Below are 16,394 nucleotides of genomic sequence, written 5' to 3' on the forward strand. Positions count from 1 at the left end.
GCCACGTTATCCGGACGAGAAACTGGGGATTGACGGGAGCGACAACAAACTCTACGGTCGGATCGAGCCATTCTTTCGAGATGCAGCCCGATAGTTTCGAATCACGACGAAGTGAGATACATGATCGACGCCTCCCCGACGACGCGGGTGACCGGACCGTGGCACGACCGGGAACTTCCGGCCTCCGACCGGGCTAGTGCCCTGGTCGCCGAGATGACCCTCGAAGAGAAGACGAGTCAGCTCGTGGGACTCTGGGTCGTCGCCGATCCGGCCGGCGGGGATGTCGCTCCTTTCCAGAGCGAGATGAGCGGCGCCGGCATCACCTTCGACGACGTGATCGAGGACGGTCTCGGTCAGCTGGTCCGGCCGTTCGGCTCGGACCCGATCGAACCGGCGAAGGGTGTGGAGTCGCTCGCTCGTGCGCAACGCCGGATCATGGCGGCGAACCGCTTCGGCATCCCGGCCCAGGTGCACGAGGAGTGCCTGGCCGGCTTCGCGGCCTGGCAGGCGACGGCGTACCCGGTGCCGCTGTCGTGGGGCGCCTCGTTCGACCCGGACCTGGTCGAGGAGATGGCGGCGCAGATCGGCACCTCCTTGCGCTCCGCCGGCGTCCACCAGGGCCTCGCGCCGGTCCTCGATGTCGTAAGGGATTATCGGTGGGGTCGGGTCGAGGAGACGATCGGCGAGGACCCGTACCTCATCGGCGCGATCGGCTCGGCGTACGTGCGCGGCGTGGAGTCCGCGGATGTCGTGGCCACTCTCAAGCATTTCGCCGGCTACTCCGGCTCGCGCGCCGCGCGCAACCACGCACCGGTCTCCGCCGGTCCGCGCGAGATGGCCGACGTCTTCCACCCGCCCTTCCTCACCGCGCTGCGAGAGGGCGGAGCGCGGTCGGTCATGAATTCGTATGCCGAGGTCGACGGCGTCCCGGCCGCCGCCGACGGCACGGTGCTCACCGACCTGCTGCGCGACGAGTGGGGCTTCGAGGGCGTCGTCGTCGCCGACTACTTCGCCGTCGCGTTCCTGCGCACTCTGCATCGAGTCGCCGAGACGGACGGCGAGGCGGCGGCGCTCGCGCTCGCCGCCGGCATCGACGTCGAACTTCCGTCGGTTCACGCCTACGGAGAGCCGCTGCGGGCCGCCGTTCGCGGCGGGCTCCTCGACGAGGCGCTCGTCGACCGGGCCGTGCTCCGCGTGCTCACGCAGAAGGCCGAGCTGGGCCTGCTGGATCCGGACTGGACACCGGATGCCGCGTCCGAGGTCTCCTTCGACACGGCCGAGCAGCGCGACACCGCGCTGCGGTTGGCACGCGAGAGCGTCGTGCTGCTCGCAAATGACTCCGGCATCCTGCCGCTGAAGCCGAGCGCCCGGGTCGCCCTGGTCGGCCCATTGGCCGACGATCCGTTCGGGATGCTGGGCTGCTACTCCTTCCCGTTGCACGTCGGCGTGCGCCACCCGGACGTCCCGGTCGGCATCGACATCCCCACGGTGCGCGCAGAACTGGAGCGCACGCATCCGGCCGGCATCGCCTACGCCAAGGGGTGCGACGTCATGCAGCCCGGTCGCGAGGGCTTCAGTGTGGCGACGAACGCCGCGCGCGATGCCGACATCGCGGTCGTCGTGGTCGGCGACAGGGCCGGGCTCTTCGGCAAGGGCACATCGGGCGAGGGATGCGACGCCACCGATCTGCGCCTGCCCGGTGAGCAGCACGACCTCGTCGAGGCGGTGCTCGCCACCGGGACGCCCACCGTGATCGTCGTGCTGTCCGGTCGGCCCTACGCTCTGGGCGCCTTCGCCGATCGGGCGGCGGCCATCGTGCAGACGTTCTTCCCCGGGCAGCTGGGCGGCCAGGCGATCGCCGAGGTCCTCACCGGTGCGACGAATCCGTCCGGCCGTCTGCCCGTCGGCATCCCGCGGGATGCCGGATCGCAGCCGTCGACCTATCTCGCGCCGCCGCTGGGCAGGGCCGATGCACCCTCGAACATCGACCCGACGCCTCTGTTCCCGTTCGGGCACGGCGCATCGTACGGGTCGCCGACCTGGGGCGAGGTGACCTGCGACAGCGCCGAATGGGCTGTCGACGGCGCCGTGACGCTCAGCGTCGAACTGTCGAACGAGACGGATCGGACGCTCTCGGATGTCGTCCAGCTCTACCTGCACGACGTCGTCGCCCAGGTGACCCGACCGGTCGCGCGTCTGATCGGCTTCCGGCGCGTGACGCTCGAGCCGGGAGAGCGCGCCGCCGTGACCTTTACCGCGCATGCCGACCTGACCTCGTTCACGGGTCTGCGCGGCGAGCGGATCGTCGAGCCAGGCGCGGTCGAGCTGCAGGTGGCGCGCTCCAGTGCCGACGTGCACCGGTCGGTCGCCCTGCAGCTCACGGGCCCCACGCGCCGGGTCGATTCAACGCGCGTGCTTCTCAGCGCGAGCACGATCGAGAGCGCCGTCACCGCGGACGGGAGGATCGGATGACCGAGACGCGAGCCGTCATCACACCGCCGACCACCGGGCGGAGGTGGTGGCGCAAGAGCAAGGGCACCAGCAGCCTCACGTGGCGCAAGGCGCTCAAGCGCGATTGGCGCCTGTACACGTTCCTGATCCTGCCGCTCGTGTTCCTGCTGATCTTCCGGTACATCCCGATGGTGGGCAACATCATCGCCTTCCGGCGCTTCCGTCCTGGGGGCTCGATCCTCGGCGACGAATGGGTCGGGTTCTACTACTTCGAGGCGTTCATCAACAACGCGCAGTTCTGGCAGGTGTTCTGGAACACCGTGATCCTCGGCACGATCACGCTGGTGATCTGCTTCCCGCTGCCGATCATCCTGGCACTGATGCTCAACGAGCTGCGCTCGAGCCGGTTCAAGCGCATCGTGCAGACCGTCTCGTACCTGCCGCACTTCATGTCGATCGTGATCGTGGCCGGACTCGTGCTGCAGCTGACCTCGCTGACCGGCACGATCAACCAGATCGTCGAGGCGTTCGGCGGCGATGCCATCGCCTTCATGCAGCGACCGGAATGGTTCCGGACGATCTATGTGTCGTCCGAGGCATGGCAGACGGTCGGATGGGGGACGATCCTGTATCTCGCCGCCCTCACGACGATCGACGACCAGCTCTACGAGGCGGCGCGCATCGACGGGGCCAACCGCTGGCAGCAGACGTGGCACATCACGCTGCCCGGCATCCGTCCGACCATGATGGTGCTGCTCATCCTGAACATCGGCTCGTTCATGGCGGTCGGATTTGAGAAGGTCCTACTGCTGCAGAACCCGCTGATCTACTCGACGGCCGACGTCATCTCCACGTACCTGTACCGCGTCGGCATCCAATCCGCGCAGTTCTCGTACGCCACCGCGATCGGGCTCTTCGAAGCCGTGATCGGTCTCACGCTCGTGCTCGGCGCGAACTTCATCTCCCGTCGATTGGTGGGTACCTCGCTATGGTGACCGACATCTCCCCCGCAGCCGACGTCCTTCCGGCGAAGCCCGACCTCGCTCACGTCCGGGCCGAGCACGGCATCATCAAGGAGTCGGTCGGATACCGCACGTTCCGCGTCGTGAACGCGATCGTGCTGATCCTCGTCTGCGTCGTGACGCTCTACCCGTTCGTCAACCTCGTCGCCAAAGCGTTCTCCTCCGAGGGGTACATCGCCGCAGGCCAGGTGAATCTCATCCCCGTGGGATTCAACCTCGAGACGTTCAAGGCCGTGATGGGCGACGGGCTGTTCTGGACGAACTACGGCAACACCGTGCTGTACACGGTCGTCGCGACGATCATCTCGATGTTCCTGACGACGACCTACGCCTACGCGCTCAGCCGTCCGGCTCTGAAGGGTCGCGGGTTCTTCGTCGGCATCGCGGTGTTCACGATGTTCTTCGGCGGCGGCCTCATCCCGAACTACATCCTCGTCGCGAGCTGGCTCGGCTGGCGCAACAGCATCTGGGCGGTCGTGATTCCCGGGGCGCTGAGCGTGTTCAACCTGCTCGTGATGAAGTCGTTCTTCGAGAACTTCCCCGCCGAACTCGAAGAGGCGGCATCGATCGACGGTCTGTCGACGTACGGCGTCTTCTTCCGCATCGTCCTTCCGCTGTCCAAGGCCGTGCTGGCGACCATGACCCTGTTCTACGCGGTCGCGATGTGGAACTCGTGGTTCGGTGCGTTCCTGTACCTCGACGACAAGGATCTGTTCCCCGTCACGGTGTACCTGCGCAACCTCATCGCGTCGGCCACCGGGGCGCCCGAGATGGAGGTCGCCGGCGAAGCGGCCCAGGTCGCCTCCAACATCCAGTCGGTGACCATGCTGCTCACCGTCCTGCCCATCGTCTGCCTCTACCCCTTCATCCAGCGCTACTTCGTCTCCGGCGTGATGCTCGGTTCCGTCAAGGGCTGATCGCCACCCCCCTGCGTCGAACGACGACGTTCCCCACGAATCACAGGAAGAGATCACCATGAATAAGCACATCCGCAGAGGGGCTGTGGCCGGCTTCGCCGTCGCGGCCCTCGCGCTCACCGCGTGCACGAGCAGCGCCGCCCCGGAAGGCGAGGAGAACGGCGACAGCGCCACGATCGGCGCCGAGCAGTCCGTCGGCGCCATGGAGGAGTTCGAGGCTGGCACGAGCTTCAAGGCGACCGAACCCGTCGACTTCTCCCTCATGTACCGCGACCACACCGGGTATCCGGTCAAGGACGACTGGTCGGTCTTCTCCCACCTCGAGGAGGACCGCAACGTCACCTTCTCGCGCACCGACATCCCGATGGCCGACTACGAGCAGAAGAGGTCGCTGCTCATCGGCGGCGGCGAGGCCACGGACATCATCTCGGTGACGTACTCCGGTCAGGAGACGCAGTTCGTCTCGGGCGGGGCCATTCTCCCGGTCTCGGACTACTTCGAGTACATGCCCAACTTCCAGCAGAAGATCGAGGACTGGGGGCTCGAGGAGGAGCTGGATGCCGGCAAGCAGGAGGACGGGAAGAACTACCTCCTCCCCGGCCTGCGCGAAGTGCCGGACATCCAGTACTCGGTGATGATCCGCGACGATCTCTGGAAGAACGCCGGCATCACCGAGGACCCGGAGACCTGGGACGAGTTCGCCGAGCAGCTGGCGACGGTCAAGGCCGCGAACCCCGACCTGCAGTACGCGCTGTCGGACCGCTGGACCGATCAGACCCCGCTCGGGTCGTTCCTCAACGTCATGGCGCCGAACTACGGCACGGCCGCCGGCTGGGGCTACGCGAACACCTATTACGACCAGGATGCCGAGGAGTTCGTGTTCACCGGGGCGACTGACGGCTACCGGGACGTCGTCTCCTACGCCGCCGACCTGGTCGAGCAGGGACTGCTCGACCCCGAGATCACGCAGAGCGACGACCAGGCCGTCCAGAAGTTCGTCTCCGGGGCCTCAGCGGCGATCTCCGGCAACACCCAGGCGCTCTCCGACTACCGGACCAAGCTCGCGGATGCCGGCAAGGGCGACGTCCCGATCCGACTGATCTCCGTGCCGGGCGGCCCCGCCGGATCCAACGTCGGGGGCACACGATTCACCTCGGGGATCATGCTCAGCAGCGATGTCGCCGACAAGCCGTACTTCAAGGCACTGCTGCAGTTCGTCGACTGGCTGTACTACTCCGACGAGGGCCTCGAGTTCGGCCTGTTCGGTGTGGAGGGCGAGACCTTCGAGCGGGGCTCCGACGGGACCCCCGCGCTGCTCAGCGATGTGGGCTGGAGCTCGATCAACCCGGACGCGCCGAAGAAGCTGAACGCCGACTTCGGATACAGCAACGGCGTGTTCGTGCTGGCCAACGGGTCGTCGGCTGCGCTCACGCAGGCCATGATGACGCCCGAGATCGCCGAGTGGACCGCCGCTCAGCTCGAGGCGAAGGAAGTGCTTCCGGTCGCTCCGGCCGCGCGTCTGAACGAGATGGAGCTGGAGCAGACCACGCTCGTCGAGACGCAGCTCAAGGATGCCGTCCAGGCCGCGACCGCCGCGTTCATCACCGGCCAGCGCTCGATCGACGAATGGGATGCGTACGTGACCGAGATGCAGGGCCTCGGTTCGGACCAGCTCGTCGACACGATGAACACCGCCCTGGAGCGGACCCAGAAGTGACCGAGGGGCGGCCGGTCGTTCACGACCGGCCGCCCTCTCTCGAACAGAGGAATCGCCATGACGGACACGCGCACCAGGGTCGACCCCGCCGACGAGATCGGCCGCGGCCCGCTCTCCCGCGGCGCCGCCTTTGTGTACCGGATGCTGGTGCTCGAGGGCCTGCTCCTGCTCGCGCTGATGCCCGCACTCGTCACGGTGCTGCTGCTCGGCCGCGATGCATCGAACGTGCCGTTCTTCACGCTCGCGCTGCTTCCGCTCGCGCCGGCCCTCGTCGCGGCGATCGCGGCGCTGCGGGCGTGGGAGCGCTCGCCGGATCTGTCCCCGGCACGCGCCTTCGTGACCGCCTACCGACGCGACCTGCTCGCAACGCTGGCGTGGGCGGCGCCGGCGACTGCGGGGCTCGCCGTGTTGATGTTCAACCTCGTGCATCTCGACGCGGTCGCCGGCGGTGCCATGATCCGGCCGGCGCTCGTCGTGATCGCGGCGATCACGGTCGTCTGGTGCGGGCACATGGCCGTGCTCACCAGTGCGTTCCGCTTCCGCACGCGGGATGCTGCCCGCATCGCGCTCTCGCAGCTGCTGCCGCAGTGGCGGCTCTCGCTCGGCATCCTTTCGCTCGTGCTCGTCGCCGGAACTCTGGTGCTGATGGTGTCCGAGCTGGTGCTTCTCCTGTTCGCGTGGGCGTTCGCCGCCCTCCTCGCCCTGATCGCACGCCCCCTGATCGCCGACGTCACCGAGAGGTTCACCCGATGACATCCCCCGCACGCCTTCCCGACCTGGATCACATCGCCTTCGGCGGCGACTACTCCCCCGAGCAGTGGGGTCGGGACGTCTGGACCGCGGACTACGCGGCCTTCGACGCGGCGCAGATCACGACGCTGACGGTCGGGGTGTTCTCGTGGGCGCTGACCCAGCCCGACGAGGACACCTTCGACTTCACGGTGCTCGACGAGATTATCCAGCGCGCGGCGGACGAGGGGCGCCGGATCTGCCTCGGCACCGGCACCGGCGCGCTCTCGCCCTGGATGGCCCGCCGTTACCCGGATGTCACGCGCACCGACTACGAGGGTCGGCGGCACGGCTACGGCCAGCGGCACAACGCCTGCTGGAGTTCGCCGAACTTCCGCCGGCTTGCCGCCCGTGCCGCCGGTCGTCTGGCCGAACGCTACGGGTCGCACCCTGCGGTCGTCGCATGGCACATCGGCAACGAGTACGGCGGGCGCTGCTACTGCGATCTGTGCGCGGCGGAGTTCCGGATCTGGCTGCGCGACCGCTACGGCTCCCTCGACGCGCTGAACGAGGCGTGGAACACGACGTTCTGGTCGCACCGGTTCACCGACTGGGACGAGATCGAGCCGCCGAGTGCCCTCACCGAGCACTGGGGCGGACCGGGCAAGACCGCCTTCCAGGGCATCACACTCGACTTCGCGCGGTTCTCGACCGACAACGCGATCCGCCAGTTCGCGGAGGAGAAGGCGGCGATCCGCGAGCACTCCGACCTGCCGGCGACGACGAACTTCATGGGCTTCTACGAACCGCTCGACTATCACCGCTGGTCCGAGCACCTCGACTTCGCCTCGTGGGACAACTACCCGCGCGCGATGGATCAGCCATGGAGCACCGCGCTCGCGCACGACCTCATGCGCGGGCTGAAGGACGGTGCGCCGTTCTGGCTCATGGAGCAGACGCCGTCGGTCACGGCATCCAGGGATGTGAACCCCGTCCGCAGGCCAGGGGTCATGCGGCTGTGGTCATGGCAGGCGGTCGCGCACGGCGCGGACTCGGTCCTGTTCTTCCAGATGCGCCAGTCGCGCGGTGCATGCGAGATGACGCACGGCGCGTTGCTCGACCACTCCGGTCGGCTGGACACCCGGACCTTCCGCGAGGTGGCGGGCCTGGGCGCCGAGCTGGGCGCGCTCGGGGATGCCGTCCTCGGCGGGCGCACCCCGGCACGCTGTGCGCTGATCGTGGACTGGGATTCCTGGTGGGCCGTCGAGATGGCCGATGGCCCGAATCGCCTGCTGCGCTACATGCCGGCCGTGCAGGAGTGGGGACGCGCGTTCTGGGATGCCGGTGCGCAGGTCGATGTCGTTCCGGTGACCGCGGACCTCAGCGGCTACGACGTCGTGGCCGCTCCCCTGCTGCACATGATCAAGGGGGACGTCGCCGAGCGGCTCGCACAGGTCGTCGAGCGCGGCGGGACGGTCATCACCGGCTGCCTGTCCGGGCGCGTGGACGAGGACGACCGGCGCTTCCTCATGGACGCCCCCGGTCCCCTGGCCGGTCTCTGCGGCATCCGTGTGTCCGAGACGGATGCCGCTGATCCCGATGTCTCCAACCGGATCGTCTTCGCGGAGGAGACGACCCAGGGCACGCACGTGTTCGAGGTGCTGGTCGCCGAGGATGCCGAGGTGATCGCCCGCTACGGCGATGACTTCTACGCCGGTGAACCAGCCGTGACGCGGCGCACCGCGGCATCCGGCGGGCAGGCCTGGTATCTCGGCACCCAGCTCGCGCAGCCGGGGCTCGCGCGGATCGTGCGATCGGCGCTGGAGACCCACGACCTCGTCGGACCGTACGCGGACGTGCCTGGACTGGAGCTCGCGACGCGGGTCGCGCCGGACGGCGAGCGGATCGACTTCGTCCTGCACCACGGACCGGACGCCGTGACCATCGCGCTGCACGCCGACGGCACGGATCTGCTGACCGGAACGTCGTACGACGCCGGCGCGCAGGTCGAACTGCAGCCGACCGACGTGCTCGTGCTCGCGGTCAGCGCACCGGGGTCTTCTCGGCGTCTGTGAGCGGGCGAGCGGCTCCGGAGGCGAGCCCGGATGCCGCGACCAGTGCCACGAGGATGTACAGCGTGTTCAGCAGGCCGATGTGCTCGCTGATCATGCCGAGGATCGGCGGGCCGCACAGGAACGCCGCGTAGCCGATGGTCGCGGCGGCGCTCACGCGGGCTGCGGCCTTGGCCGGGTCGTCCGCCGCCGCCGACATCCCGAGCGGGAAGCCGAGTGAGGCGCCGACACCCCAGAGCGCGGCGCCCAGGAAGACCAGAGGCATGGTGGGCGCGAGGATGAACAGCAGGATGCCGCCGGCTGCCGACACGGCGAGCACGCGCAGCACGAGCACGCGCCCGAAGCGGTCGACCAGCGGGCCGCCGAAGATCCGCACCGCGGTCATCGCTACGGAGAACACCGTGAGCGCCAGGGCGCCGTTCTCGGCGCCGAAACCGTGGTCCTCGCTGACACCCAGCGCGAGCCAGTCGTTCGCGCCGCCCTCGGCGAAGGCCATGCCGAGCATGACGATGCCGAGGACGTAGGTGCGCGGCTCGCGCCACGCCGACAGCGCGACGTGCATGCGTTCGCGCCAGTGCGGCTTCTCCCCCGGCTCGGCCGGGTCCAGCGTCTCTTCGCGGCTGGGCACGTTCGCGATGCTGACGAAGGCGGTGACGAGGATGAGCGCCGCGATGACCCCGGCGTGCGGTGCGACCTCGATGTCGAGCTTCGTCGCCGCCCACGCCGCCCCGGCGCCGAGCACCGTGCCGAAGCTGAAGAACGCGTGGAACAGCGGCAGGATCGTCTTGCCTGCGTGCTGCTCGATCGCCGTGGCCTCGACGTTCATCATGACGTCCAGGCACCCGTTGCCGAACCCGAACAGCACGAGACCGATGATGACCACGGGGAAGGAGCCGAGCACCGTCGCTCCGAACCCGATGAGCGCGATGCCGATCGCGAGCGTGATGAGCAGGCCGAGCATTCCCCGCCGAGCGCCGGTCCGCGCCATCACGGCGGGGCTCGTCGAGATGCCGATGATCGACGCGATGCCCATGCCGAGCAGCAGCAGCCCGATCTGCGCGTTGTCGATGTCCAGGGCGGACTTGATGTCCGGCACGCGCGCGGCCCACGTCGCGATCGAGACGCCGCTGGCGAGGAAGATCGCGAAGATCGCATTGCGCCAGCGCACGTACTGGGATCGGGTCAGCTCGGCATCCATGCGACCCAGCGTATCGAATCGATTCGAGCGGCGGAAACCCGGGGCGTATATCCTCGAAGAATGGACCCAGCCCCCCGTCGTGCGACGATCGCCGATGTCGCACGTGCCGCCGGTGTCGCGCCGTCCACGGCATCGGTGGTGTTCAGCGGCAAGGCGCAGGTGTCCGAGGCCACGCGTGCACGGGTGCTGGCGGCCGCGGCATCGCTCGGCTACGCAGGGCCCGACCCGAGGGCCGCGTCTCTGCGCACCGGACGAAGCGGCATCGTCGCGGTCGTCCTGGACGGCCCGCTGCGGACCGTGTTCCTCGACCCGGTGACGATTCCGATGATGGACGGCATCACCGACGGGCTCTCCGAGCTCGGCGCCGCCGTCCTGCTCCTCCGTGAGGATGCCGCCGAGGAGGCGGCCAATCTCGCCAACGCCCCCGTCGACGCCGTCGTGCTGATCGGGTGCTCCGGTCGGACCAGGGCGTCTCTGGAGATCGTGCGCGGCCGCGGCATCCCGGTCGTCGTCATCGAGGGGGACGCCGGAGACGGAATTCCCCAGATCACCCTGGACAACAAGGATGCCGCGCGCGACGTCGCCCGACACGTCCACGGGCTCGGTCACCGCGACGTCGCCGTGCTGACGCTGCCGCTGGACAGTTCTCGTGACCGGGGAGCCGTGACGGAGGATCGGCTCGCGCGGGCGACCGTCGACGTCACGCTCGACCGGCTCGCGGGCGTGCGCGAGGTGTTCCCCGAGGCGCCCGCCGTGTCTGCGGCGCACTCGTCGATCGATGAGGGCCTGATCGCCGGCCGGGCGCTGCTCGCCGACGACGAGACCCGACCGACCGCCGTGCTCGCGCAGAGCGACCTGCTCGCGGCCGGCGTGATCCGCGCCGCCGAGGAGCGCGGGCTGCGCGTGCCTCAGGATCTCAGCGTCACGGGCTTCGACGGTGTCACGGTCGACGGCCTCGGGCGCCACATCCTGACCACGTCCGTGCAGCCGGCGACGCAGAAGGGCCGCGCCGCGGGGGAGCAGGTGACGCGGATGCTGCGCGGCGAGAGCCCGGAGTCCCTGCATCTGACGTGCCGATTCCGCGCTGGTACGACGACGGCGACGCCGGCTGCGCGCTGAGCGGGGCGCGAGGCGGCGCAGCGCGAGGCCGGCGTGCCTCGGTTGCGTGAGGGGGCTCATCTGGTCGCCTCGGGGCGCGTGAGGCGGCCGTTCGCGACCACTGCCGGCATCCGCGAACAGGCGTCCGCGAACGCACGCCAGCGCGTCAGGAGTGCGGGAAGCCCAGCGGAACCTCTTCGGGGGCGAAGTCGTAGATCGCGTAGCGGCCGCACTCCACGACGTTCACCTGCATCGCGCCGAGCGACAGCTCCCAGCTCTGGGTCTCGGCATCCACGATGAGGAACGTCACGGCTGTGCTGTCGAAGTCGCGACGGTTCACCAGCCACTCGTATCCGTTCAGCTGGTGATCCACCTGCACGAGCCGCGTCGGATCCTCGAGATGCAGCTTCGGCAGCCGCACGGTCCAGAACTGACCCGCTCCGACCTGATCCGATTCGTCGACCCAGTCGACGATGCACGCGAGGTCGGCATCCGGCGAGGTCGCCGCCTGCGCGACCCGCGGCACGCTGAGTCCCGCTCCGACGAGCAGCAGGACGGCGACGACGGCGGTCGAGACCCGCGCGACCGCGGGGGACAGGCGAGTCGGTCGCTTCGGATCGGCGACGAGGACGAGCAGCGGTGCGAACACCACCGGCTCGAGATAGCGCGCCGCATTCGTGCCCAGGGCGATCGCCCCGATCGCCACCAGCAGCGGCAGCACCCAGGCGGATGCCGCGACAAGACGCTCCGCTCGGCTGGACGCCCGCATGGTGCGGCGGATGGCGAGCACGACGAGCGCGGCGAGCACCACGCCACCGATCCACCCGAGCGGGGTCGAGAGACGCTCTAGGACGAGTTCGCCGTAGGAGGCCGCCGACTCCGGCCACAGCTGCGGTTTCGCGTAGCCGAGCCCGGAGTTCTCGATCCATGCCGCCAGCGGAATACGTCCGAGGAGCCCGGCGATCGTCCCGCCGACGAGCCACCAGAACAGCGACAGCATGCGACCGCGATCATGTGCGCGCAACGCCGCGAAACCGAGGATCGCCCCGAGCGGCACGGTCGTCCAGACCAGGTAGAGCGGGTTCGAGAGCGTCGCTGCGGCGGCCACGGCCCCGAGCGCGATGAGCATTCCGCGCTGGCGACCGCTCCGGTCGCAGACGCGTCGTGCGATCCCGACCGAGGCGAGCATCGCGATGACGGTCGCGGAGTAGTACGTCGTCGTGAGCAGCAGCGAGGCCAGCTCGGCGGAATCGCGCGAGGCGCTGGTCTCGGTGGCCGCGATCACCCCGAACACCGCGATCGCGGCCAGCGACCACGCGACAGGGGCGCGCCCCGCCCGTCGCCGGCCGGCGACCAGCCGCACCGCTCCGTACAGCGCGATCACGTTGACGATGGCGTTCACGAGCAGCAGCGCGTCGATCCCGAGCGGAAGCGCCAGCCGCAGCAGCGCGAACACAGCCGATTCCGGCAGGAAGAGCACCGTCGACATCGCCCAGTCCACCCCCTGACCCTCGAGGATCGAACGGACGAACATCGGCACGACGAGTGAGTCGCTGTCGCGCAGGAGCAGATCACCGCGGGCTGTCGAGGCGACCTGGCCCGTGACGATCACCGCGATCGCCGCAGCGCCCAGCCACCCGAGCAGTTCGCGCACCCAACCGTGTTTCACGGCATCCACTCTGACATGCGGTGCTGTGGACCCGGCCGGATCAGAGCGCACGCGTGTGCGAACGGAACGCTTCGGCGACCTCGTCGAGCTCGAGGCGGCTCTGTGCGACCGCGAGCACGAGGTTTCGCGGCCACTCGTAGACTTCAGAGCGTGACCGAGCCCATCCTGCCCCGCATCCGTCCGGAGATCGCCGCTCTTCCGCCCTACCGCCAGGGCAAGCAGGCGGGTGCCGATGCGTTCAAGCTCTCCAGCAACGAGAACCCGTTCGATCCGCTGCCGTCGGTCGTCGAGGCGCTGCAGAGCACCGTCCCGATCAACCGCTACCCGGATGCCACGGCCGGCGCCCTGCGGACCAGACTGGGGGAGCGGTACGGCGTCGAGCCGGATGCCGTGCACGTCGCGGCCGGTTCCGTCTCGATCCTCTACCAGCTCGTCGTCGCGTCGGCATCCGTCGGCGACGAGGTGATCTACGCCTGGCGTTCGTTCGAGGCGTATCCGGGCATCCCGTTGATCGCAGGCGCCACGAGCGTGCAGGTGCCGCTGCGCGCGGATGCGACGCACGATCTCGACGCCATGGCGGATGCCGTCACCGACCGCACCCGCGCCATCATCGTGTGCACCCCGAACAATCCCACCGGACCCATCGTCACCAGTGCGGAGTTCGCCGCGTTCGTCGCCCGCGTGCCCTCCGACGTGCTCATCATCCTCGATGAGGCCTACGCCGAGTTCGTCGCGGCGCCCGGCGCCGTCGACGGACTGAAGGAGCGCCTCTTCGAGACGCACCCCAACGTGGTGATCCTGCGCACGTTCTCGAAGGCGTTCGGTCTGGCCGGGCTCCGCATCGGCTACGCGATCGGCCACCCGCGGGTGCTGGATGCCGCGCGCAGCACCGGCATCCCGCTGTCCGTCACATCGGCGGCCGAGCGCGCCGCGATCGCCAGCCTGGATGCCGAGTCGGAGCTGCGCGAGCGCGTCGCCGTGATCGTCGAGCGGCGCACGCGGCTGCGCGACGGCCTGCGCGCGCAGGGCTGGGAGGTGCCGGATGCCCAGGGCAACTTCGTCTGGCTGCCCACCGGTGAGCGGACGGACGAGATCGCCGCGGCGTTCGCGGCGTCCGACCTCATCGTGCGGCCGTTCGCGGGCGACGGCATCCGCATCTCGGTCGGGGAAGAGGCGTCGCTCGAGCGGGTGCTGGCCGTCGCGGCATCCGTCCGCTGACCCGCTTCGCGAGACTTAACTTGTGCGGTGGGACATAGCCAGGGTGGCCAAGTCTCGCGCCGCAAGGTAAGTCTCGCGGGGGTGATTCTGCGCATTCCAGGCAGAAAGTAGGGCCCCCTAGCTATGCGTGACGGGGCATGCGAGCGCGGGTAGCGTGGGGCGGGTGACCTCATCTGAGACCCCTCTCGTCCGCGTCCTCGAGGCGGACGGCAGCTTCGCACCGAGCGCCGCCGCCGAACGGTATCTGCCGCTGATCGACGCCCTCACGGATGCCGACCTCGAGCAGTTCTACCGCGACATGGTCGTCATCCGCTCGATCGACACCCAGGCCACCAACCTGCAGCGGCAGGGGCAGCTGGCGCTCTGGCCGCCGAGCCGCGGCCAGGAGGCCGCCCAGGTCGGTTCGGCCCGCGCGGCACGATCGCAGGACACGATCTTCCCCTCGTATCGCGAGCACGCGGTGACCCGCATCCGCGGCGTCGATCCCGTCGACATCATCAAGCTCATGCGCGGCGTCTCGCACGGCGGCTGGGATCCCACGGACCCGAAGAACGGCAACACCCGCCTCTACACGCTGGTCCTCGGTTCGCAGACGCTGCACGCCACCGGATACGCCATGGGGCTCTCCTTCGACGGGCGCTCCGGAACCGGAGACCCGGAGCGCGACGAGGCCGTCGTCGTCTACTACGGCGACGGCGCCTCCAGCCAGGGCGACGTGCACGAGGCCATGGTGTTCGCCGCGAGCTACCAGGCACCCACCGTCTTCTTCCTGCAGAACAACCACTGGGCGATCTCGGTGCCGGTCGCCACGCAGTCGCGCGTGCCGCTCGTCGAGCGCAGCGCCGGCTACGGCATCCCCAGCGTCCGCGTCGACGGCAACGACGTCCTCGCCAGCTACGCCGTCTCGCGGGTTGCGCTCGATGAGGCGCGCAGCGGCCAGGGCCCCAGGGCGATCGAGGCCGTGACCTACCGCCTCGGCGCGCACACCACCAGCGACGACCCGACGAAGTACCGCGGCAGCGACGAAGAGCAGGAATGGGCCCAGCGCGACCCGATACCCCGCATGCGCGCGTATCTCGAGGGCCGGGGCGCCGCGGCATCCTTCTTCGCCGACGTCGAGGCCGAGGCCGCCGACGCCGCCGAGGATCTGCGCGTGCGCACTCTCGAACTGCAGCCGCCGACCGCCGAGACGATGTTCACGCACGTGTACAGCGAGCCGCATCCGCTGATGGACCAGCAACGGGAGTGGCTGCAGCGCTACGAGGCATCGTTCGAGGGAGGGCAGGCATGACCATCGAGACGATGCCGTTCAGCAAGGCGCTCAACGCGGGCCTGCGCAAGGCCATGGAGGACGATGCGAAGGTCCTGCTCATGGGAGAGGACATCGGCAAGCTCGGCGGAGTGTTCCGCATCACCGAGCACCTGCAGCGCGACTTCGGCGAACAGCGCGTGCTCGACACGCCCTTGGCCGAGTCGGGAATCGTCGGCACCGCGATCGGACTCGCGATGGCAGGGTTCCGACCCGTCATCGAGATCCAGTTCGACGGCTTCGTCTTCCCGGCGTTCGATCAGATCACCACGCAGCTCGCGAAGCTCACGAACCGCCACGACGGCCGGCTGAGCCTGCCGATCGTGATCCGCATCCCGTACGGCGGGCACATCGGCGCGGTCGAGCACCACCAGGAGAGCCCGGAGGCGTACTTCGCGCACACGCCGGGTCTGCGGGTCGTGAGCCCGTCGACGCCGAACGACGCCTACTGGATGATCCAGGATGCGATCCGATCGAACGATCCGATCGTCTTCATGGAGCCCAAGAGCCGGTACTGGCCCAAGGGCGAGGTCGATCTGGCCGCGCCAGCGGTGCCGCTGCACTCCTCCCGCGTCGTCCGGCAGGGCAGCGACGTCACGCTCGTCGGGCACGGAGCCATGGTCACCACCCTGCTCCAGGCCGCTGCGCTGGCGGATGCCGAGGGCACCAGCTGCGAGGTCGTCGACGTCCGTTCGCTGTCGCCGGTCGACTACGGTCCGATCCTCGACTCGATCCGCAAGACCGGGCACATGGTCTACGCGCAGGAGGCGCAGGGCTTCGCGAGCGTCGGCAGCGAGATCGCCGCGACCGTCATGGAGCAGGCGTTCTACGCACTCGAGGCGCCGGTGCTGCGGGTGTCCGGCTTCGACGTCCCGTTCCCCCCGGCGAAGCTCGAGGGCGTCTTCCTCCCGGATGCCGATCGCATCCTCGAGGCCGTCGACCGCTCCCTCGCCTACTGATCCCATCCGCTCCCTGAGCTTCCATCCGCTCCCTG

Annotated in this window: 12 protein-coding genes; 10 read left to right on the forward strand and 2 right to left on the reverse strand. The window is 69.1% G+C overall.

Features of this window, described 5'->3' with window-relative positions; translation table 11 throughout:
• Positions 1-120 precede the first annotated feature (120 nt).
• The 6 genes from M2317_RS08595 to M2317_RS08620 are packed head-to-tail and all read left to right on the forward strand — an operon-like array spanning position 121 to position 8,911.
• Positions 121-2,472 (forward strand): glycoside hydrolase family 3 N-terminal domain-containing protein, encoded by a 2,352-nt coding sequence (locus M2317_RS08595; RefSeq protein WP_429459204.1) that lies wholly within the window; start codon positions 121-123, stop codon positions 2,470-2,472.
• Positions 2,469-3,446 carry an ABC transporter permease gene (locus tag M2317_RS08600; RefSeq protein WP_429459206.1) on the forward strand — a complete coding sequence of 326 codons (978 nt, stop codon included), beginning with the start codon at positions 2,469-2,471 and terminating at the stop codon, positions 3,444-3,446. The genes M2317_RS08595 and M2317_RS08600 overlap by 4 nt, the downstream gene beginning before the upstream one ends.
• Complete coding sequence (locus tag M2317_RS08605) at positions 3,440-4,390, forward strand: carbohydrate ABC transporter permease (protein WP_429459208.1); 951 nt, start codon at positions 3,440-3,442, stop codon at positions 4,388-4,390. The genes M2317_RS08600 and M2317_RS08605 overlap by 7 nt, the downstream gene beginning before the upstream one ends.
• A gap of 58 nt (positions 4,391-4,448) precedes the next feature.
• Positions 4,449-6,107 (forward strand): extracellular solute-binding protein, encoded by a 1,659-nt coding sequence (locus tag M2317_RS08610; protein ID WP_429459210.1) that lies wholly within the window; start codon positions 4,449-4,451, stop codon positions 6,105-6,107.
• Positions 6,108-6,164: 57 nt separating this feature from the next.
• Positions 6,165-6,860, forward strand: a complete 696-nt coding sequence (locus tag M2317_RS08615; protein WP_429459212.1) for a DUF624 domain-containing protein — start codon at positions 6,165-6,167, stop codon at positions 6,858-6,860.
• On the forward strand, positions 6,857-8,911 hold the full coding sequence (locus M2317_RS08620) for a beta-galactosidase (protein WP_429459214.1): 2,055 nt from the start codon (positions 6,857-6,859) through the stop codon (positions 8,909-8,911). The genes M2317_RS08615 and M2317_RS08620 overlap by 4 nt, the downstream gene beginning before the upstream one ends.
• On the opposite strand, the gene M2317_RS08625 is transcribed toward M2317_RS08620, so the two are convergent.
• Positions 8,880-10,106: an MFS transporter gene (locus M2317_RS08625; protein ID WP_429459216.1), complete on the reverse strand. Its 1,227-nt coding sequence runs from the start codon at positions 10,104-10,106 to the stop codon at positions 8,880-8,882. The two genes, M2317_RS08620 and M2317_RS08625, sit on opposite strands and share 32 nt — an antisense overlap.
• Before the next feature lie 60 nt (positions 10,107-10,166).
• On the opposite strand from M2317_RS08625, the gene M2317_RS08630 reads away from it, so the two are divergent.
• Complete coding sequence (locus tag M2317_RS08630; RefSeq protein WP_429459218.1) at positions 10,167-11,225, forward strand: LacI family DNA-binding transcriptional regulator; 1,059 nt, start codon at positions 10,167-10,169, stop codon at positions 11,223-11,225.
• 145 nt (positions 11,226-11,370) lie between these two features.
• Here M2317_RS08630 and M2317_RS08635 read toward each other — a convergent pair whose 3' ends face one another.
• Complete coding sequence (locus M2317_RS08635; protein ID WP_429459220.1) at positions 11,371-12,873, reverse strand: hypothetical protein; 1,503 nt, start codon at positions 12,871-12,873, stop codon at positions 11,371-11,373.
• Positions 12,874-13,023: 150 nt separating this feature from the next.
• Between M2317_RS08635 and M2317_RS08640 the strand changes: the two genes are divergently transcribed.
• The 3 genes from M2317_RS08640 (at position 13,024) to M2317_RS08650 (ending at position 16,359) form a co-directional block, all read left to right on the forward strand.
• Positions 13,024-14,091 carry a histidinol-phosphate transaminase gene (locus M2317_RS08640; RefSeq protein WP_429459222.1) on the forward strand — a complete coding sequence of 356 codons (1,068 nt, stop codon included), beginning with the start codon at positions 13,024-13,026 and terminating at the stop codon, positions 14,089-14,091.
• A gap of 163 nt (positions 14,092-14,254) precedes the next feature.
• Positions 14,255-15,382, forward strand: a complete 1,128-nt coding sequence (locus tag M2317_RS08645; protein ID WP_429459224.1) for a thiamine pyrophosphate-dependent dehydrogenase E1 component subunit alpha — start codon at positions 14,255-14,257, stop codon at positions 15,380-15,382.
• Positions 15,379-16,359, forward strand: a complete 981-nt coding sequence (locus M2317_RS08650; protein WP_429459226.1) for an alpha-ketoacid dehydrogenase subunit beta — start codon at positions 15,379-15,381, stop codon at positions 16,357-16,359. The genes M2317_RS08645 and M2317_RS08650 overlap by 4 nt, the downstream gene beginning before the upstream one ends.
• Positions 16,360-16,394 lie beyond the last annotated feature (35 nt).

The organism is Microbacterium sp. ZKA21, assembly GCF_050434165.1.
Taxonomy (GTDB): Bacteria; Actinomycetota; Actinomycetes; order Actinomycetales; family Microbacteriaceae; genus Microbacterium.